This window comes from Methylocystis sp. NC52PC (genome assembly GCF_055698645.1).
Window position 1 is genome coordinate 980,499 of record NZ_CP170127.1, and the last position, 18,344, is coordinate 998,842.

Genomic DNA, 18,344 nt, shown 5'->3' on the forward strand with positions numbered 1-18,344 from the left:
GTCATGGCTCTCGAACTCTCGGCGCGTATCGTTCAGTCCCTCGAAAGCGTCGGCGCCGCTGCATGGGACGCCTGCGCCAACCCACGGGGCGCGCCCCATAATCCCTTCGTCTCCTACGCCTTCCTCCAGGCGCTCGAACGCTCCGGCTCCGTGGGGCGCAAGACCGGCTGGGCGCCCGTTCACGTGCTGGTCGAGGACGCGACTGGGCGTCTCGTCGCCTGCGCGCCGACCTATCTCAAGTCGCACAGTCTCGGCGAATATGTGTTCGACCAAGGCTGGGCGCAGGCCTATGAGCGCGCGGGCGGGCGCTATTATCCCAAGCTTCAGGTCGCGTCGCCCTTCACGCCCGTCACCGGGCGACGGCTGCTCGTCGCAGACGGCGCGCCCCACGGCGCTTCGGCGGCTTTGATCGGCGCGCTGCGCGGCCTGCGACAGGCCCTGGAAGCGTCGTCGCTGCACATCTCCTTCGCGACGCCGTCAGAGGCCGAGACTCTGCGCGCCGCGGGCTTTACGCTGCGCGCCGGCGAACAATTCCATTTCACCAACGAAGACTATCGCGACTTCGATGATTTTCTCGACGCGCTGGCGAGCCGCAAGCGCAAGGCGATCCGTCGGGAAAGACGCGAGGCGCAAACCGGCCTCGTCATCGAGCGTCTCGCCGGCGCCGAAATAAAGCCCGCGCATTGGGACGCTTTCTTCGCCTTTTACATGGACACGGGCGCGCGTAAATGGGGCCGGCCCTATCTCACACGCGCATTCTTCGACATGATCGGCGAGACGATGGCGGAGCGCCTCCTGCTGGTGATGGCGCGCGAAGGCGGCGAATATATTGCAGGCGCAATCAACTTCCTGGGCGACGACGCGATCTACGGCCGCAACTGGGGCGCGCTCGTCGAGCGTCCCTTTCTGCATTTCGAGGTCTGCTATTACCAGGCGATCGAGCATGCGATCGGGCACGGCTACAAGCGCGTCGAGGCGGGCGCGCAGGGCGAGCACAAGCTTGCGCGGGGCTATCGTCCGGTTCTCACCTGGTCGGCGCATGACTTCGTCGACAAGGGCTTCGGCGCCGCCATCGCCGACTATTGCCGGCGCGAGCGCCTCGAGGTCGACGCCATGATCGCCGAGCAGGAAGCCGCGCTGCCGTTCCGCAACAATATGAAAGAGACAAGAGAGGAGAGGACCTCATGAGCGAGACGCAACGACCGCCGCTGCCGCCGTTTACGCGCGAAACCGCCATGCAAAAAGTGCGCATGGCGGAGGACGCCTGGAACACGCGCGATCCCGAGCGCGTCTCGCTCGCCTATACGATCGACAGCCGTTGGCGCAATCGCGCCGAGTTTCCGGTCGGGCGCCGGCAAATCGTCGAATTTCTGACGCGCAAATGGGCGCGCGAGCTCGATTATCGCCTCATCAAGGAACTGTGGGCCTGCGCCGACAATCGCATCGCCGTGCGCTTCGCCTACGAATGGCGCGACGATTCGGGCAACTGGTTTCGCTCGCATGGCAACGAGAATTGGGAGTTCGACGAAAACGGTCTGATGCGCCTGCGCTTTGCGAGCATCAACGACCAGCCGATCAGCGAAGCCGAGCGCAAATATCGCTGGCCGCTCGGCCCGCGTCCCAAGGACCATCCCGGCCTCTCCGACCTCGGCCTGTGATTTGACGGGCGAGCGCCCGCGCGCGAAGATGCCGGGAACGATCGGAGACGCTCATGTCCCTCGCCGCGCCGCTTGCCGTTGGAATCGCTGTCGCCGCAATCTGTGGCCTCGGCGGCTGCGTCGTCGCGCATCGACTGCTGCCTCGCTTCAGCGGATCGAAGGCGCATTGCGCGACGCCGGCCGAAGACGCAAAGGGTTTGCGAAGGATTGCTCCCCTTCTGTTCAGCGCGCTCGCTTGCGGCGCCGTCATGGCCGCCGCGCTCTACCTGCTTCCGTCGCCCTGAACCGCGAATCTGCCGTTTAGGGCGCGCTGATGAAGCGCGACCTTTAGAGACGCCTCGTTGTCGCAGGCGCCCTCGGTCGTCTTGCAGCACGGAACAAAGGCGCATCGCCACGATTTTCATGAGCTTCCTGGAGGAAGCCATGCGGCCGATGTCCTACGCCTCTTTCGCCCTCCTTTGCGCGGTCGCGCTCGCGCGATTTTCCAACCCCGCGCCGCACGCGAAAAGCGCGAGCGACATCGACGCCCTGCTGAAGGAGACGCGCCTCCCGGACGGCTTCGCCATCTCGCTCTATGCGCGGGCGCCGGGCGCGCGGAGCATCGCGGTGGGGCCGCAGGGCAAGGCGATCTTCATCGGCACGGGCGCCGACAACCGCATTTATGTGCTGGGGCCTGGCGTCGACGGCGCGTCCTCCGTCGGCTTCTTCGCGTCGGGCGTCGACTTCGATCGGCCGCACGGCCTCTGCTTCGACGACGCAGGGTCGCTCTATGTCGCCGAGCGCAACCGGATCCTGCGTTTCGCCGACGCCGAGAACAATTGGCGCAAGCCCGAGAAGACGGTCGTCGTCGAAAAAGGCGCGCTCATTCCAAGCGACGAGGAAAGCGACGCGCACACCTCGCGCATGTGCCGCATTGGACCCGACGGCAAGCTCTATGTGTCGCTCGGCCAGCCCTATGACGTTGCGCCGAAAGAAAAGCTGGCGCTCTACGACGAAACCGGCATTGGCGGCGTCGTTCGGATGAACAAGGACGGGTCAGCGCGCGACGTCTTCGCACGCGGCATACGCAATTCCGTCGGCATGGACTTCAACCCCGCCGACGGCGCGCTGTGGTTTACCGATAATCAGTCGAACGAAATGGGCGACGACACGCCGCCCGGCGAGCTCAATCGCGCGCCCGTCGCCGGCCTGCATTTCGGTTTTCCCTGGTATGGCGGCGGCCACGCCCGCACGCCTCAATATGCCGACGAGCCGCCGCCGGATGGCGTCGTCTTTCCGGAAGTCGAAGAGGCGCCGCACGCGGCCGACCTCGGCATGATCTTCTACACGGGCGCGGCTTTTCCCGAGAAATACCGGGGCGGGATCTTCTCCGCCCAGCATGGCTCCGGCGGCCGCGAGCCGCCGCTCGGCGCAAGGCTGATGTTCACGCCCGTTGGGCCCGATGGCAGAGCCGGGCGAAGCGAACCCTTCCTTGAGGGCTGGAACAAGGGCGTCACGCCCTATCTCGCCCGGCCGGTCGACGTGGCGCAGACTCCGGACGGCGCCCTGCTCGTCACCGACGACCAGAACGGCGCCGTCTACCGCATTCGCTACCGCCCGAGCCCCATCGCCCGCAATTGAAGCGGCGCCATTGGCGCCGGGCCTGGCGGGAACCATGTTTCGTCTCGGACAGGAGATCGAAACATGCAGATGGCGATCCGTAAGGCGGACGCGCGCGGCGCGGCCCGGCTCGGCTGGCTCGACAGCCGGCACAGCTTTTCTTTCGGCGACTATTACGATCCGGCGCATATGGGCTTCGGGCCCTTGCGGGTGATCAACGAGGATCGCGTCGCGCCGGGCGGCGGCTTTCCGACGCATCCTCATCGCGACATGGAGATCATCTCCTATGTGCTCGAGGGCGCGCTGGAGCATCAGGACAGCACCGGCGGCGGCGGCGTTCTGCGTCCCGGCGAAGCCCAGCGCATGACCGCGGGGACGGGCGTGCGCCACAGCGAATTCAACGCTTCCGACCGCGAGCCGGCGCATTTCCTGCAAATCTGGATTTTGCCGGAGCGCGAAGGCCTCGCCCCCGGTTATGAGCAGAAGGCCTTCCCCGCGGCGGAGCTGCGCGGGCGGTTGCGGCTGATCGCCTCCCGCGACGGCCGCGACGGGGCGCTCACCCTCCATCGCGACGTCGATCTCTATGCGACACGTCTCGGCGCAGGGGAAAATGTGACGCTGCATCTGGCGCCGGGACGAGGCGCCTGGGTGCAGGTCGCGCGCGGCGACCTCCTCGTGAATGGCGAGCGGCTCGCCGCCGGCGACGGCGTCGGCGTGACGGAAGCGGATGAACTGCGCCTCGAGGGGGTCAACGAGGCGGAGGCGCTTCTCTTCAACATGCGCATGTGAGACATGAAGGCATAAGTTCGCCGCCTCGTCGGCGCGAGGCGGCGAATTTAGAAAAGCGGCGACGTGGCGCAGGCTTGCGTCGCTGCGCGCGCAACCACGGCAGGCTTCGGAGAGGCTGTGAAGGCGGACGACGGGCAATCGCTGCTCTTTGGCGAGAACGCGGCGGAATATGCAGCGTTTCGACCGGATTATCCCGAGGCGCTTTTCGCCTGGCTCGCCGAAGCCGCCCCCGCGCGGGGCCTCGCCTGGGATTGCGGCGCCGGCAGCGGCCAGGCGGCGTTGGGGCTCTCGCCCCATTTCGACCGCGTGCTCGCCACCGAGCGCGACCCGCGGCAATTGGCCTTGGCGCCGAAACGGCCCAATATCGACTACCGCCTCGCCGCCGCGGAGGACGACCCTGGCCTCGTTGACGCCGTCGACCTCATCGCCTGCGCCTGCTCGCTGCACTGGTTCGACCTCGCCAAATTCTACCCGCTGGCCCGGCGCGCCCTGAAGCCCGGCGGCGTTCTTGCGGCCTGGACCTATGACTGGCCCTGGACCGGCCGCCCAGCGCTCGACGCCGTGCTGGAACGGCTCAAGACCGACATTCTCGGCGCGTTCTGGGGAGAGACGTCGCATTATTACTTCAGCGGCTACCGCACCCTGCCCTTTCCCTTCCCCGAGCGCGAGAGCCCCGCCTTCACGACGCCGATCGCCGACTCGAAGAAGGGTCTCGTCCGCTTCCTCTCGACCTGGTCGGCCGTGCGCAAATATCGGGAGCGGCTAGGGCGCGACCCGCTCGCCCTTGTGGATAAGGCGCTGGACGCCGCGTGGCGGGCCGATCCGCCGGCCGCGCCGCTCAGGGTTCCGCTGCATTTGCGCTGTGGTTACAGAGAAGTTTGAGTCAAAACGATTTTCTCTTCAGGACGGGAGGCTTGGGAAAAGAACGAAGGGGGTGAAGAGATAACAAGAAAATATACCATCTAGCATGAGCTCGGCACTTCTCTTTTAGGATGCTTTTCCTGAGGCAAGTAGGAGCCTGGCGCAGCGCAATTCATTTTCGAAATTGCGGCGCTCTATATTGGCAGCTGACCGGCGAACTCTTGGACCCGCGTCAGCGGCGCGCCTGCTGCGGCGAGCACCTCGAACCCGAACGCCCTTAGCCGCCGAGCGGACATACCGGGTGCGAAGTAGCCAGCATCTCATCGGGAATCCGCGGCAGCGAGGCCCGGTCGCATTCGTTCGCCGGTATATCGCCCGCCAACGCCCGCCGTCGTGCTCAGTGCGCGCCCTCATGCCCTACCCCGACCAGGGCTCGGGCGAGCGCCAAGCCGCTGTCCCAAAGACCGGTCATGAATTAACATTCCAACCGGATCCTCCATGGGGAAAACTACTTCTACAAATTATGCCGCTCTTTAGCGAACGTGTGGTCGAGGTAAGACTTCGTACTCAGAGGTGTGGATGAAAACTAACAAAAATTCCCCCATCGAAGCAATCTTTCTTGTGATTCGGACTTTCCTCGGCATTCGATTTGGACCCCTATCGGTCTCGGCGGCGGCGATTTTTTCGGCCGTAATCTTATCTTTTTTCGCGCAGAAATCTGCGATCGCGCGTAACTCGACGAGTACTGACATTCGAACGAGGCCGGGGACAAATGCCATTGTGCAGCCCGCGCCAATCCCCTCCATACTTACTCAGTCGGTTAAAACCGGCGCTCCGTGGGCTGAAGGATTCAACAATGCCCCTCAAATCTCCAAAGAGGTAAAAGAAACCACATCGAAGGAGATAAAGGAAACCAACGACGGCCCGAGTGACTGGGTCGAGGCAATTAAAGCCTTGGCATGGCCCCTCACGATTATTGTAGTTGCTTGGGTTCTATCTAAGGAAATTCGTGCTTCGCTCAAATTGGCACCTAAATTGATTAGAAAAATAAGTGCCGGTGGGGTCGAAATGGAAGTTAATGCGGAGGTTGCGGACAAAATTCGAGATTACTTGAGGGGTTCAATTGATGAATTAACACGAAAAGCAGATGAAGAGTACATTCGCTCAGCATCGGTTCAGAATCTGGACCAACACCTTCAAATGGTTTTCACAAGAGCTCTGCCGAGAGTGCTTCAATCCCGAGGCATGGAATTTGAGAGAAGCAACCATCGGTCGACGGTCCATGTGCAAGACATCGTTTTCAAGCAGTATTTATATCAAATCACCGACTATTTTCCTCGACAGGGAACAAAAAAACAGGGGCGCAGGTTTTCGCAACGTTTTGGCTCCATGGGGCGCGCTTGGCGAATTGGGATGTCTCTGGGTGAGGGCAATGCTTTCAGTCCCGGGACCCCAGAAGAGCAGTTAGTAAAGGAGTGGGGTATGACACGGGAGGAGGCCCAAAGTGCCTCTCGGACCTCCCGTCCGGCCGATCTTTGTGTGCTTCTAAGAAGCCAAGCGGATGGAAACGTAGCTGTCGGCGTCCTATACATCGACTCAACGCGCGAGCTTGCATATGGAGATGATCGTGCCGCAACGGAGGTCGCAGGGTTGCTCGAAGGGGAGCCAGAGGTGATAAATCTTGCAAATGCAGTTGCTCGAACAATGGCCCCATTACGTCTTGCAGCGCCCAATCTGGTAATTATGGAGGAACGAAGCTGAGCCCCACTTCAGATTATGATGTCGTCGCATCAGAATACTACGACTCGCAATCGCATCCGACATGTGGAAACTTCAATGAGCTTAGCCGAGCATTTATTGTTCCTCGTCTTCGTTCATATTTTCCGGCTGCTTCCATTCTTGAAGTTGGCGCGGGCGCATCGACGGCTGCTACAGCGCTACTTTTCGCGGGACTTCCTCTAGATCGTTTGTTTCTACTTGATAACTCGCTAAAGATGCTTTCGTACTCAAAACACTTAAGTAATGCTGGCGCGCACCTCTTGCTGGCGAGCGCCACAAAAGTTCCCTTCCCCTCAGAAAGGTTTGATTTGATCGTCAGTTCTTTAGGCGACCCTTACAATAACCTTGAGTTTTGGGAGGAAGTAAGCCGCCTTCTACGGCCTCGCGGAGTATGTTTATTTACTACGCCTTCCCCTGAGTGGGCCTCGCGATTTCGTAGTCAGGGCGAACAAGCCAAGGCCGAGTTTGTTTTACGTGATGGCCACAGAGTTTGGGTCCCCTCATTGATTCCGGATCAAGCTGCGCAGAAAGACTTGATCACTGACGCCGGCTTAAGGATAACCGAGACTGAAGGTATGTCATTAGCGAGCCTGAATGGTTTAATCTCACCTAAGTTGAGAGTATCTGATAACCCTGCCATGCCTGTAGTAAGAGGCTATGTTGTTCAGAAATGGGCTCAACCGTAACTTGAACTCGGACTAATCTGCGTTTCATCCAAGAGAACCTTCCCACGGCGAGCCATTATCGTAAACATCTAGCTAAGGTTGGCACATCTTCTCGACATACTCTTCCTAATAAAAGAACGAAAAAAGAACTTGGCGTCTAGAACAAATCATGCACAATAGCGTTCCAGCACGTTGCCCACGTCCGTCGATTCGTGCCAGAAGGATTTCAAGCCGTGAGCCAAGCCAATCTCCGCCTCGTGGAAGGATCGTCCGTGGACAAGACCAAGGCGCTTGACGCCGCCCTGTCGCAGATCGAGCGCGCCTTCGGCAAGGGCTCGATCATGCGGCTCGGCAAGAACCAGAAGGCCGTCGAGATCGAGACCATTTCCACGGGCTCGCTCGGCCTCGACATTGCGCTCGGAGTCGGCGGCCTGCCGCGCGGCCGAGTGGTCGAAATCTATGGCCCCGAATCCTCGGGCAAGACGACGCTCACCCTGCATGTCATCGCCGAGGCCCAGAAGGCCGGCGGCGTTTGCGCCTTCGTCGACGCCGAACATGCGCTCGACCCCGTCTACGCCCGCAAGCTCGGCGTCAATCTCGACGAGCTTTTGATTTCCCAGCCCGACACGGGCGAGCAGGCGCTCGAGATCACCGACACGCTGGTGCGCTCGGGCGCGGTCGACGTGCTCGTCGTCGACTCGGTCGCCGCGCTGACGCCGCGCGCCGAGATCGAAGGCGAGATGGGCGAGGTGCAGCCGGGGCTGCAGGCGCGGCTGATGAGCCAGGCGCTGCGCAAGCTCACCGGTTCGATCTCGCGCTCCAACACGCTCGTCATCTTCATTAATCAGATCCGCATGAAAATCGGCGTGATGTATGGCTCGCCGGAGACGACGACGGGCGGCAATGCGCTGAAGTTCTACGCTTCGGTCCGTCTCGACATCCGCCGTATCGGCGCGATCAAGGAGCGCGACGAGACGATCGGCAACCAGACCCGCGTCAAGGTCGTCAAGAACAAGGTCGCGCCCCCGTTCAAGCAAGTTGAATTCGACATCATGTATGGCGAAGGCGTCTCCAAGGTCGGCGAGCTCATTGACCTTGGCGTCAAGGCCGGAGTCGTCGAAAAGTCGGGCGCCTGGTTTTCCTACGACAGCCAGCGGCTCGGCCAGGGTCGCGAGAACGCCAAGGCCTTTCTGCGGCAGAATCCGGAGGCCGCCAGCCGCATCGAGCAGGCGATCCGCGAAAACGCCGGCCTCATCGCCGAAAAGATTCTCGACGCCGGCGGACCCGACGACGACGAGTAATCCGGCGCCCTTCTCCACTTTACCGATCGAAGGCCCGCCCGTCGGGCCTTTTTCATTGCCGAAACGCTCCCGGACTGGCATATCCGGCCGCAACAGGCGGCGCGCGCGGGCTTGCATCCGGCCCATCGCGACGCGGGCCGTCGGCGGGACGGCCTTCCGCCCGGCAAAGTTTTCACCATATGACCGGGCGCGCCCGGTCGCCTTCAGAGAGACGCAAAATGAGCAGCGTCAACCAGATACGCTCCGCATTCCTCGACTATTTCGTGCGCAACGGCCACGAGAAAGTCGCGTCCTCTCCGCTTGTCCCGCACAATGATCCGACCCTCATGTTCACCAATGCGGGCATGGTCCAGTTCAAGAACGTGTTCACCGGGGTCGAGAAGCGTCACCAGGCCCGCGCGGCTTCCGCGCAGAAATGCGTGCGCGCCGGCGGCAAGCACAATGACCTCGACAACGTCGGCTACACCGCGCGTCACCACACCTTCTTCGAAATGCTGGGGAATTTTTCCTTCGGCGATTACTTCAAGGAAGGCGCCATCGAGCTCGCCTGGGGCCTGATCACCCGGGAGTTCCAGCTCCCCGTCGACCGTCTGCTCGTCACCGTCTATCACGACGACGACGAAGCCTATGACCTTTGGAAGAAGATCGCCGGCTTCCATGAGAGCCGCATCATCCGCATCGCCTCCTCCGACAATTTCTGGAGCATGGGCGACACGGGCCCCTGCGGCCCCTGCTCGGAAATCTTCTACGACCAGGGCGAGGCGCTCGCAGGCGGGCCGCCCGGCAGCCCTGACGAGGACGGCGACCGCTTCCTCGAGTTCTGGAACCTCGTGTTCATGCAGTATGAGCAGGTTGCGCCGGGGAGCCGCGCGCCGCTGCCGCGCCCGTCGATCGACACCGGCATGGGTCTCGAGCGCATCTCGGCCCTGATGCAGGGCGTGACCTCGAATTACGAGATCGACCTGTTCCGCGCCCTCACCGGCGCGGTGGCCGACTTCACCGGCGCGCCTGTCAACGGGCCGCAGGCGGCGAGCCATCGCGTCATCGCCGACCACTTGCGCGCCTCCTCCTTCCTGGTCGCCGACGGCGTGACCCCGTCCAATGAAGGCCGCGGCTATGTGCTGCGCCGGATCATGCGCCGCGCCATGCGTCACGCGCAGATCCTCGGCGCGCAGGAGCCCTTGATGTGGCGCCTCGTGCCGACGCTCGTCGCCGAAATGGGCCAGGCCTATCCCGAACTCATCCGCGCCCAGGCGCTCATCGTCGATACGCTGAAGACCGAGGAGACCCGCTTCCGCGCGACGCTCGCGCGTGGTCTCGCCATTCTCGACGACGAGACCGCCGGCCTCGGAACGGGCGCCAAGTTCTCGGGCGAAACCGCCTTCAAACTCTACGACACCTACGGCTTCCCGCTCGACCTGACGGAGGACGCGCTGCGGCCGCGCGGCATCGTCGTCGACAAGGACGCCTTCAACGCCGCCATGGAGCGCCAGCGCGCCGAGGCGCGCAAGGCCTGGGCGGGTTCGGGCGAGACCGCGACCGAAACGCTGTGGTTCGCCCTCAAGGAGCGTCTCGGCGCGACCGAATTCCTCGGCTACGACACCGAGAAAAGCGAAGGCGTGGTCACGGCCCTCGTCCATGACGGCGCGGAGGCCTTCGCGCTCAAGCAGGGCCAGCGCGGGGCCGTCATCCTCAATCAGACGCCCTTTTATGGCGAATCCGGCGGCCAGATCGGCGACGTCGGCGTCATGCGCGGCAAGGGGCTGCGCTTCCGCGTCGAAAACACGCTAAAAAAGCTCGGCGACCTCATCGTCCACGAAGGCGTCCTCGAAGAGGGCGAATTGACGCCCGGCCTCGCGCTCGAACTCGACGTCGATCACGATCGCCGCAAGGCTATTCGCGCCAATCACTCCGCGACGCATATTCTCCACGAGGCGCTGCGCCAGGTTCTCGGCGACCATGTCGCGCAGAAGGGATCGCTCGTCGCGCCCGAGCGCCTGCGTTTCGATTTCACCCATCCCAAGCCCCTCACCGCAGAGGAGCTCGAGCAGATCGAAACGCTGGCCAACGAAATCATCCAGGACAATGCGCCTGTCGACACCCGCGTGATGGCGCAGGACGAGGCGATCGAGTCGGGCGCCCGCGCGCTGTTCGGCGAGAAATATGGCGATGAGGTCCGCGTCGTCTCCATGGGTCGTCCCGATCCCGGCGTTCACCACGCCTTCTCGGTCGAGCTCTGCGGCGGCACCCATGTCGCGCGAACCGGCGACATCGGCCTTTTGGCGATCACCAGCGAGGGCGCGGTCGCCTCCGGCGTCCGGCGCATCGAGGCGCGCACCGCCGAGGGCGCCCGCAGCTATCTGACGTCGCAGTCTCGCGCGCTGCAGGACATTGCGAGCCTGATGCGCGCCCCTGTCGAAGACGCGCCGAGCCGGCTGGCGCAGATCATGGACGAGCGCAAGCGGCTCGAACGCGAACTCGCCGAGGCCAAGCGCAAGCTCGCAATGGGCGGCGGCGGCGGCGATGGGGCTGGCCCCGAGGCGCGCGACATTGGCGGGGTGAAGCTCTTGACCCGCGCGGTCGAGGGGATCGACGCCCGGGATCTGAAGTCGCTGGTCGACGACGCGAAGAAAAGCATCGGCTCGGGCGTCGTCGCCATCGCCAGCGCTTCGCCCGACGGCAAGGCGGGAATCGTCGTCGGCGTCACGGACGACCTCACCGAAAAATACAGCGCGGTGGAATTCGTCCGCGTCGCGAGCGTGGCGCTCGGCGGCAAGGGCGGCGGCGGGCGGCCCGATCTCGCGCAGGCGGGCGGTCCAAATGCGGCGGCGATCGATCAGGCCCTCGCCTCGGTCGAAGACGCCTTGAGGGGCAAGGCGGCGCAGTGAAGACGGCGGTCGGACGCAGCTGGTATTATCGCGCCCGCCGCCGCGTGCATGTGATTCTCGACGGCGGCGGGCATGACTGGACCACCCGCTATGTCCATCGCGCCCTCGTCACCCTCGTCGCCTTGTCCGTCATTGCGGTCGTTCTCGAGTCGGTGCCGGAATACGACCGCAAATTCAACCGGCTGTTTCACGCGATCGAATATATCGCCGTCGTCGGCTTCACCATCGAATATCTGTTGCGGCTGTGGTCGTCGCCGGAACACACGCCCTACGCCGAACGCACGCCCGTCTCGGCGCGACTGGCCTTCATCGTCTCCGGATCGGCGATCATCGACCTCCTGACGATCCTGCCCTTCTACCTCTCCTTTTTCATCACCTCAGACCTCCGGGTGATGGTGCTGCTGAGGCTGCTGCGCTTCTTCAAGCTGGCGCGTTACTCCGCGGGAATTCGGACGCTGGTCGCCGTGATGGAGGCGGAGCGCAAGGCTCTGGTGGCGACGGCGATCCTGTTGTTTGGCGCGGTGCTGTTCTCGGCGAGCGCGATCCACATCGCCGAGCAGGACGCGCAGCCGGAGGCGTTCGGCTCGATTCCCGCCGCGATGTGGTGGGCGATCGTGACGATCACCACGGTGGGCTATGGCGACGTCACGCCCGTGACCGTCGCCGGGCGCATGATCGCTTCGGTGACGATGGTAATGGGCTATGTGATGCTGGGCCTGCCGGTCGGCATCGTTGCGACGGCTTTCGCCGAGGAAATACACCGCCGCGAATTCGTCGTCACCTGGAGCATGGTTGCGAGCGTGCCCTTATTTCGCACGCTGGGCGCCAGCTCCATTGCGGAGATCATGCGCTATCTGAGCGCCCAGTCCGTGCCCGCGGGGACCTTGATCGTGCGACGCGGCGATCTTGCGCAGTCCATGTATTTCATCGCGGAAGGCGAAGTGGAGATCGAGCTACCGAACGAGGCCGTGCGGCTCGGGGCGGGTCAGTTCTTTGGAGAGATGGCCATTCTGCACAAGGCGCGGCGCTCCGCCAATGTTCGCGCCGTCGAGCCGACGAAGCTCCTCATTCTCGACGCCTACGATCTACAGTCGCTGATCGTGCGCAATCCGGAGGTCGGCGAGGCTATCCGTAGCGTCGCCGCCAGCCGCAAGGAGCTTTCGGCCGAGTCCCAGCATGGCGACATGATCGAGGCCGAACTCACCCAGCCCGCCGCTCCCGTCGAGGGCGATGGCGTCGAATAGGCTGCGCCCGCGCCAAAACAAAAGCGCTCCGATCGAGGGATCGGAGCGCCGCGACGATGGAAAAAAGCTGCTCTTACGCGCCGACGGAGGCGCGCAGCTCCTCGAGCTGCGCCAGTTTTTCGCTGGCGACCTGCCGGACGTCGTCGGACTTGGCGTCAGCGACGTCCTCGCGGGCGTTCTTGATGTCGGCGTCGAGCTTGGCGACATCGACCTCGTCAAGCGGCACGGCCAGCTCGGCGAGAATGGTGAAGCCGGCGGCGTTCACGTCGGCGAATCCGCCGCGCACGAAAAGCTTCTCGACCTTTCCGTCGCCGCCCGCGACCGTCACAACGCCGGATTTGAGGGTGGTCATCACCGGCGCGTGATCCTTGAGGACGGTGAACTGGCCCTCGGCGCCCGGCGCCACGACGCTTTCGACGTCGCCCGAAAACAGGAGCTTCTCGGGAGAGACGAGTTCGAAGTGAAAAGCGGGCATGTCGGTCTCCGGCGGGGGTCTTCGATGGGGATGGCGCCGTTGTTCGGCGCGTCATGGCCGGGCGCGACCCGGCCATCCACAAAAAGCAAACGGCGGGTGGCCGGATCGAGTCCGGCTCCGACGTTCTTTGCCTTACGCCGCTTCCTTGGCGAGCTTGGCGGCCTTTTCGATCGCCTCCTCGATGGAGCCGACCATATAGAAGGCGGCCTCGGGGAGGTGGTCGTATTCGCCTTCGACCAAGCCTTTGAAGCCCTTGATCGTATCCGCCAGCGCGACGAGCTTGCCCGGCGAGCCGGTGAAGACTTCCGCGACGTGGAACGGCTGCGAGAGGAAGCGCTCGATCTTACGGGCGCGGGCGACGACGAGCTTGTCCTCTTCCGAGAGTTCGTCCATGCCCAGGATCGCGATGATGTCCTGCAGCGACTTGTAGCGCTGCAGCGTCGACTGCACCCGGCGGGCGACGTCGTAGTGCTCTTCGCCGACGATCGCCGGGGAGAGCATGCGCGACGTCGAGTCGAGCGGATCGACGGCCGGATAGATGCCCTTTTCCGCGATGGAGCGGGACAGCACGGTCGTGGCGTCGAGATGGGCGAAGGAAGTGGCCGGCGCCGGGTCGGTCAAGTCGTCGGCCGGCACATAAATGGCCTGCACCGAGGTGATCGAGCCTTTGGTCGTCGTCGTGATGCGCTCCTGCAGCGCGCCCATGTCGGTCGCGAGCGTCGGCTGATAGCCCACCGCCGAGGGGATGCGGCCGAGAAGCGCCGACACTTCCGAACCCGCCTGGGTGAAGCGGAAGATGTTGTCAACGAAGAACAGCACGTCCTGGCCCTTGTCGCGGAACTCTTCAGCGACGGTCAGGCCGGTGAGCGCGACGCGGGCGCGGGCGCCCGGCGGCTCGTTCATCTGGCCATAGACCAGCGCGCATTTGGAGCCGGCGCCGCCGCCCTTCTTGTTGACGCCGCCCTCGATCATCTCGTGATAGAGGTCGTTGCCCTCGCGCGTGCGCTCGCCGACGCCGGCGAAGACGGAGTAGCCGCCGTGCGCCTTGGCGACGTTGTTGATGAGCTCCATGATGAGCACGGTCTTGCCGACGCCGGCGCCGCCGAACAGGCCGATCTTGCCGCCCTTGGCGTAAGGCGCGAGCAGGTCGACGACCTTGATGCCGGTCTCGAGAATCTGCGCTTCCGTCGCCTGTTCGGCGTAGGAGGGGGCCGGCTGATGGATGGCGCGGACGCCGCTCGACTTCACCGGACCGGCCTCGTCGACCGGCTCGCCGATGACGTTGATGATGCGGCCGAGCAGCTCCTCGCCGACCGGCACCGAGATCGGCGCGCCCGTGTCGGTGACTTCCTGACCGCGGGTCAGACCCTCGGACGTGTCCATGGCGATGGTGCGCACGGAGTTCTCGCCGAGATGCTGGGCCACTTCGAGCACCAGGCGCTGGCCCTGGTTCGTCGTCTCGAGCGCGTTGAGAATCTCGGGCAGGTGGCCGTCGAACTTCACGTCGACGACGGCGCCGATGACTTGGGTGATGCGGCCCGTGGGCTTGTTGGCGGCCATGTTACGTCCTCGTCTATTTTAGCGGTCAGAGCGCTTCGGCGCCCGAGATGATTTCGATGAGTTCCTTGGTGATCATCGCCTGCCGCGACCGGTTGTAGAGGGTCGTCTGCTTGCGGATCATGTCGCCGGCGTTGCGCGTGGCGTTGTCCATCGCGCTCATGCGCGCGCCCTGTTCGGAGGCGGCGTTCTCGAGCAGCGCGCGGAACACCTGAACCGAGATATTGCGCGGCAGCAGGGTCGAGAGAATCTCGTCCTGGCCGGGCTCATATTCGTAGGTCGGCTGCGGGCCTTCCTGCGCGGGCGCGTTCTCGTTCGCGGCGATCTGGGCCGGAATGAGCTGCTGCGCGGTCGGGAGCTGCGCGATGACCGATTTGAACTTCGAGAAGAACAGCGTGGCGACGTCGAATTCGCCCGCCTCGAACATGGCGATGATCTTCTTGCCGATGTCGTCGGCGTTCTCGAAGCCGATCTGCTTCAGGCCGCGCAGTTCGATAAGCTCGACGATCTCTTTCTCGAACTGGCGGCGCAGCTGGTCGTAGCCCTTCTTGCCGACGCAGAGAATCTTGACCGTCTTGCCCTGGCCCTGAAGGCGCTGCGCGTGGTCGCGGGCGAGACGCACGATCGAGGAGTTGAACGCGCCGCAGAGGCCGCGCTCGGCCGTCGCGACGACGAGAAGATGCACATCGTCGCGGCCGTTGCCGGCGAGAAGCTGCGGACCGCCGGCGGTGACGCCGGCGGCGAGATTGGCGAGCACCGATTCCATGCGCTCGGCGTAGGGACGCGCGGCTTCCGCCGCGGTCTGCGCGCGACGCAGCTTGGCGGCCGCGACCATTTGCATGGCCTTGGTGATCTTCTGCGTCGCCTTGACGGAAGAAATCCGGTTTCGAAGATCCTTCAACGAGGGCATGAGCGTGCTTCTTGCTGAGAGTTCGCGCCCTTAGGAGGCGTTTCCCCCTCTCCCCGCGAGGGGGAGAGGGCCCTAATGGTCGTCAGGCGAAGGACTTCGCGAAAGTTTCGACCACGCCCTTGAGCTTCGCTTCCGTCTCCGCGGGCAGATCCTTCGTCGAACGGATGCTTTCGAGAATGTCGGCGTGCTGCGTGCGCAGGATCGTCAGCAGCCCGTCTTCGAAGGCCTTGACGCGGTTGACCGGCAGCGGATCGAGATAGCCGTTGACGCCGGCGTAGATCACGCAGGTCTGCTCTTCCATCTTCAGCGGCGAGAACTGCGGCTGCTTGAGGAGCTCGGTGAGGCGCGCGCCGCGGTTGAGCAAGCGCTGCGTCACCGCGTCGAGATCGGAGCCGAACTGGGCGAAGGCCGCCATTTCGCGATACTGCGCCAATTCGCCCTTGATCTTGCCGGCGACCTTCTTCGTCGCCTTGGTCTGCGCCGAGGAGCCGACGCGCGACACGGAGAGACCGACGTTCACCGCCGGGCGGATGCCCTGGTAGAACAGATCCGTCTCGAGGAAGATCTGGCCGTCGGTGATCGAAATCACGTTGGTCGGAATATATGCCGACACGTCGTTGGCCTGCGTCTCGATGACCGGGAGCGCGGTGAGCGACCCGGCGCCGCGGTCGTCGTTGAGCTTGGCGGCGCGCTCGAGCAGGCGCGAATGCAGATAGAAGACGTCGCCCGGATAGGCTTCGCGGCCCGGCGGGCGGCGCAGCAGCAGCGACATCTGGCGATAGGCGACGGCCTGCTTGGACAGATCGTCATAGATGATCACGGCGTGCATGCCGTTGTCGCGGAAATATTCGCCCATGGCGCAGCCGGCGAAGGGCGCCAGGAACTGCATCGGGGCCGGATCGGAAGCGGTCGCGGCGACGATGATCGAATATTCGAGCGCGCCGCGCTCCTCGAGCACCTTCACGAATTGCGCGACGGTCGAGCGCTTCTGGCCGACGGCGACATAGACGCAGTAGAGCTTCTGGCTCTCGGGCGCGCCTTCGACGTTGAGCGATTTCTGGTTCAGGATCGTGTCGAGCGCGATGGCGGTCTTGCCGGTCTGGCGGTCGCCGATGATGAGCTCGCGCTGGCCGCGGCCGATCGGAATCAGCGCGTCCACGGCCTTGAGGCCGGTCGCCATCGGCTCGTGCACCGACTTGCGCGGAATGATGCCGGGCGCCTTGACGTCGACGCGGGCGCGCTGGGTCGCCTTGATCGGGCCTTTGCCGTCGATCGGATTGCCGAGCGCGTCGACGACGCGTCCGAGAAGCTCCTTGCCGACGGGCACGTCGACGATGGCGCCGGTGCGCTTGACCGTCTGGCCTTCCTTAATGTCGCGGTCGGAGCCGAAGATAACGATGCCGACGTTGTCGCTCTCGAGGTTCAGCGCCATGCCGCGCACGCCGTTCTCGAATTCGACGGTCTCGCCGGCCTGGACATTGTCGAGGCCGTAGACTCGGGCGATGCCGTCGCCGACGGACAGAACCTGGCCGACCTCGGTGACTTCGGCCTCATTGCCAAAGTTGGCGATCTCGTTCTTGAGGATCGCGGAAATTTCAGCGGCGCGGATATCCATCAGCCGACCTCTTTCATGCGTGTGCGGATTGAGTTGAGCTTGGTGCGAACGGAAGCGTCGACCATGCGCGAACCGAGTTTGACGATAATGCCGCCGATGACCGACGGATCAGTGCGAACATTGAGGCTGACCGACTTGCCGCCAGTGACCGCGGCGAGCGCCTGGCGCAGCGCCGCCTCATGATCGGGACGCAGCGGGGCGGCGACGGTGACGTCGGCGCGCACGAGGCCCTTGGCCTTGTCGTGCAGCCCCTGATAGGCGGCGATCATGTCGGGAAGGACGAAGAGGCGGCGCTTGGAGGCGACCAGCCGGATGAAATTGGCGGCGATGCCGGAAACGCCGGCCTTGCCGAGAACGGCGTCGAGCGCCTTGACCTGCTCCTGCGCCGTAAACACCGGGCTCTTCACCAGGCGCTTCAGGTCGGGGCTATCGTTCATGAGGCTCTGAAACGCGGCGAGCGCCGCGGCGACCTCGTCTGTGGCGCTCTTTTCCGACGCCAGTTCGTAAAGGGCGGAGGCGTAACGTCCTGCGACGCCGGAAAGCGAAACTCCGTCTTGAGCCACTTGGATCGCTCGTCAAATTTCCGCCGTTCCAAACGCCGGCCACGGCGCTACAGAATGCGCCGCGTTTTTCGCGGTCAGCCTAGAAACGACGGATGCTGCAGGGGCAGGAACTGAAAGCGGCAACGCCCCAGTCCCAGGGCGAGGGTCCCCTAACACAGCCTATTTTGCGGCGCAACCCTGTCGGGCGCCTCGTTTTCAATCACGCGCCCGCGCAAACCCTTTGCGCGCCTGGCGCGGCGGCGCGCGCGGCGGAATGGGACGCCGGCGAATTTCCTGATTCCCGCGCTACGAACCGCGTTTCTTTCAGACCTCGCCGGCGCCGCCTTCTTGGTCTCGCCAGCGCGCCGCGGTCCCCGCGACCTGCGGCATTTTGACAGTCGAAAAAACGCGCGCCCATGAAGCCAAGCTGCTCTTTGCCTCCGGCGCGCCGCGGCGATAAG

At 63.9% G+C, this 18,344-nt stretch carries 16 protein-coding genes; 11 read left to right on the forward strand and 5 right to left on the reverse strand.

The window, feature by feature from the left end; translation table 11 throughout:
- Positions 1–3 precede the first annotated feature (3 nt).
- From ACETII_RS06610 to ACETII_RS06660, 11 genes are all read left to right on the forward strand, one after another.
- Positions 4–1,188, forward strand: coding sequence for a GNAT family N-acetyltransferase (locus ACETII_RS06610; protein WP_472787531.1), 1,185 nt, complete (start codon positions 4–6; stop codon positions 1,186–1,188).
- Entirely contained in the window at positions 1,185–1,658 is a 474-nt protein-coding gene (locus tag ACETII_RS06615) for a nuclear transport factor 2 family protein (protein WP_472787532.1), read from the forward strand. The genes ACETII_RS06610 and ACETII_RS06615 overlap by 4 nt, the downstream gene beginning before the upstream one ends.
- 53 nt (positions 1,659–1,711) lie before the next feature.
- Complete coding sequence (locus tag ACETII_RS06620; protein ID WP_363350093.1) at positions 1,712–1,942, forward strand: hypothetical protein; 231 nt, start codon at positions 1,712–1,714, stop codon at positions 1,940–1,942.
- Between the two features lie 118 nt (positions 1,943–2,060).
- Positions 2,061–3,278 carry a PQQ-dependent sugar dehydrogenase gene (locus ACETII_RS06625; protein ID WP_472787533.1) on the forward strand — a complete coding sequence of 406 codons (1,218 nt, stop codon included), beginning with the start codon at positions 2,061–2,063 and terminating at the stop codon, positions 3,276–3,278.
- A 63-nt stretch (positions 3,279–3,341) separates the two neighbouring features.
- Positions 3,342–4,046: a pirin family protein gene (locus ACETII_RS06630; protein ID WP_363350095.1), complete on the forward strand. Its 705-nt coding sequence runs from the start codon at positions 3,342–3,344 to the stop codon at positions 4,044–4,046.
- Positions 4,047–4,109: 63 nt separating this feature from the next.
- Complete coding sequence (locus ACETII_RS06635) at positions 4,110–4,928, forward strand: class I SAM-dependent methyltransferase (protein ID WP_472787534.1); 819 nt, start codon at positions 4,110–4,112, stop codon at positions 4,926–4,928.
- A gap of 558 nt (positions 4,929–5,486) precedes the next feature.
- Positions 5,487–6,668 (forward strand): hypothetical protein, encoded by a 1,182-nt coding sequence (locus ACETII_RS06640; protein ID WP_472787535.1) that lies wholly within the window; start codon positions 5,487–5,489, stop codon positions 6,666–6,668.
- A 134-nt stretch (positions 6,669–6,802) separates the two neighbouring features.
- Positions 6,803–7,372, forward strand: coding sequence for a methyltransferase domain-containing protein (locus ACETII_RS06645; RefSeq protein WP_472788129.1), 570 nt, complete (start codon positions 6,803–6,805; stop codon positions 7,370–7,372).
- 212 nt (positions 7,373–7,584) lie between these two features.
- Positions 7,585–8,652, forward strand: coding sequence for a recombinase RecA (recA, locus tag ACETII_RS06650; protein ID WP_363350097.1), 1,068 nt, complete (start codon positions 7,585–7,587; stop codon positions 8,650–8,652).
- Positions 8,653–8,870: 218 nt separating this feature from the next.
- The gene (gene alaS, locus ACETII_RS06655) at positions 8,871–11,540 is read left to right on the forward strand and encodes an alanine--tRNA ligase (protein ID WP_472787536.1); all 2,670 of its coding nucleotides are present in this window, start codon (positions 8,871–8,873) and stop codon (positions 11,538–11,540) included.
- Positions 11,537–12,784 carry a cyclic nucleotide-gated ion channel gene (locus ACETII_RS06660; RefSeq protein ID WP_363350099.1) on the forward strand — a complete coding sequence of 416 codons (1,248 nt, stop codon included), beginning with the start codon at positions 11,537–11,539 and terminating at the stop codon, positions 12,782–12,784. The genes alaS and ACETII_RS06660 overlap by 4 nt, the downstream gene beginning before the upstream one ends.
- A 73-nt stretch (positions 12,785–12,857) precedes the next feature.
- Here ACETII_RS06660 and ACETII_RS06665 read toward each other — a convergent pair whose 3' ends face one another.
- The 5 genes from ACETII_RS06665 to ACETII_RS06685 form a co-directional block, all read right to left on the reverse strand.
- Positions 12,858–13,259, reverse strand: a complete 402-nt coding sequence (locus ACETII_RS06665; RefSeq protein ID WP_472787537.1) for a F0F1 ATP synthase subunit epsilon — start codon at positions 13,257–13,259, stop codon at positions 12,858–12,860.
- A gap of 132 nt (positions 13,260–13,391) precedes the next feature.
- Positions 13,392–14,819: a F0F1 ATP synthase subunit beta gene (gene atpD, locus ACETII_RS06670; RefSeq protein ID WP_363350101.1), complete on the reverse strand. Its 1,428-nt coding sequence runs from the start codon at positions 14,817–14,819 to the stop codon at positions 13,392–13,394.
- Positions 14,820–14,844: 25 nt separating this feature from the next.
- Positions 14,845–15,726 (reverse strand): F0F1 ATP synthase subunit gamma, encoded by an 882-nt coding sequence (locus ACETII_RS06675; RefSeq protein WP_363350102.1) that lies wholly within the window; start codon positions 15,724–15,726, stop codon positions 14,845–14,847.
- An 82-nt stretch (positions 15,727–15,808) separates the two neighbouring features.
- The gene (atpA, locus tag ACETII_RS06680) at positions 15,809–17,341 is read right to left on the reverse strand and encodes a F0F1 ATP synthase subunit alpha (protein ID WP_363350103.1); all 1,533 of its coding nucleotides are present in this window, start codon (positions 17,339–17,341) and stop codon (positions 15,809–15,811) included.
- Complete coding sequence (locus tag ACETII_RS06685; protein WP_363350104.1) at positions 17,341–17,904, reverse strand: F0F1 ATP synthase subunit delta; 564 nt, start codon at positions 17,902–17,904, stop codon at positions 17,341–17,343. The genes atpA and ACETII_RS06685 overlap by 1 nt, the downstream gene beginning before the upstream one ends.
- Positions 17,905–18,344: the final 440 nt, after the last annotated feature.

Bases quoted from the DNA above. Each gene is read 5' to 3' on its own strand.
- ACETII_RS06675 (WP_363350102.1), bottom strand. From the start codon at position 15,726: ATGCCCTCGTTGAAGGATCTTCGAAACCGGATTTCTTCCGTCAAGGCG.
- ACETII_RS06625 (WP_472787533.1), top strand. From the start codon at position 2,061: ATGAGCTTCCTGGAGGAAGCCATGCGGCCGATGTCCTACGCCTCTTTC.
- ACETII_RS06615 (WP_472787532.1), top strand. From the start codon at position 1,185: ATGAGCGAGACGCAACGACCGCCGCTGCCGCCGTTTACGCGCGAAACC.
- atpA (WP_363350103.1), bottom strand. From the start codon at position 17,341: ATGGATATCCGCGCCGCTGAAATTTCCGCGATCCTCAAGAACGAGATC.
- ACETII_RS06610 (WP_472787531.1), top strand. From the start codon at position 4: ATGGCTCTCGAACTCTCGGCGCGTATCGTTCAGTCCCTCGAAAGCGTC.
- ACETII_RS06630 (WP_363350095.1), top strand. From the start codon at position 3,342: ATGCAGATGGCGATCCGTAAGGCGGACGCGCGCGGCGCGGCCCGGCTC.
- ACETII_RS06640 (WP_472787535.1), top strand. From the start codon at position 5,487: ATGAAAACTAACAAAAATTCCCCCATCGAAGCAATCTTTCTTGTGATT.
- alaS (WP_472787536.1), top strand. From the start codon at position 8,871: ATGAGCAGCGTCAACCAGATACGCTCCGCATTCCTCGACTATTTCGTG.
- ACETII_RS06665 (WP_472787537.1), bottom strand. From the start codon at position 13,259: ATGCCCGCTTTTCACTTCGAACTCGTCTCTCCCGAGAAGCTCCTGTTT.
- atpD (WP_363350101.1), bottom strand. From the start codon at position 14,819: ATGGCCGCCAACAAGCCCACGGGCCGCATCACCCAAGTCATCGGCGCC.
- ACETII_RS06620 (WP_363350093.1), top strand. From the start codon at position 1,712: ATGTCCCTCGCCGCGCCGCTTGCCGTTGGAATCGCTGTCGCCGCAATC.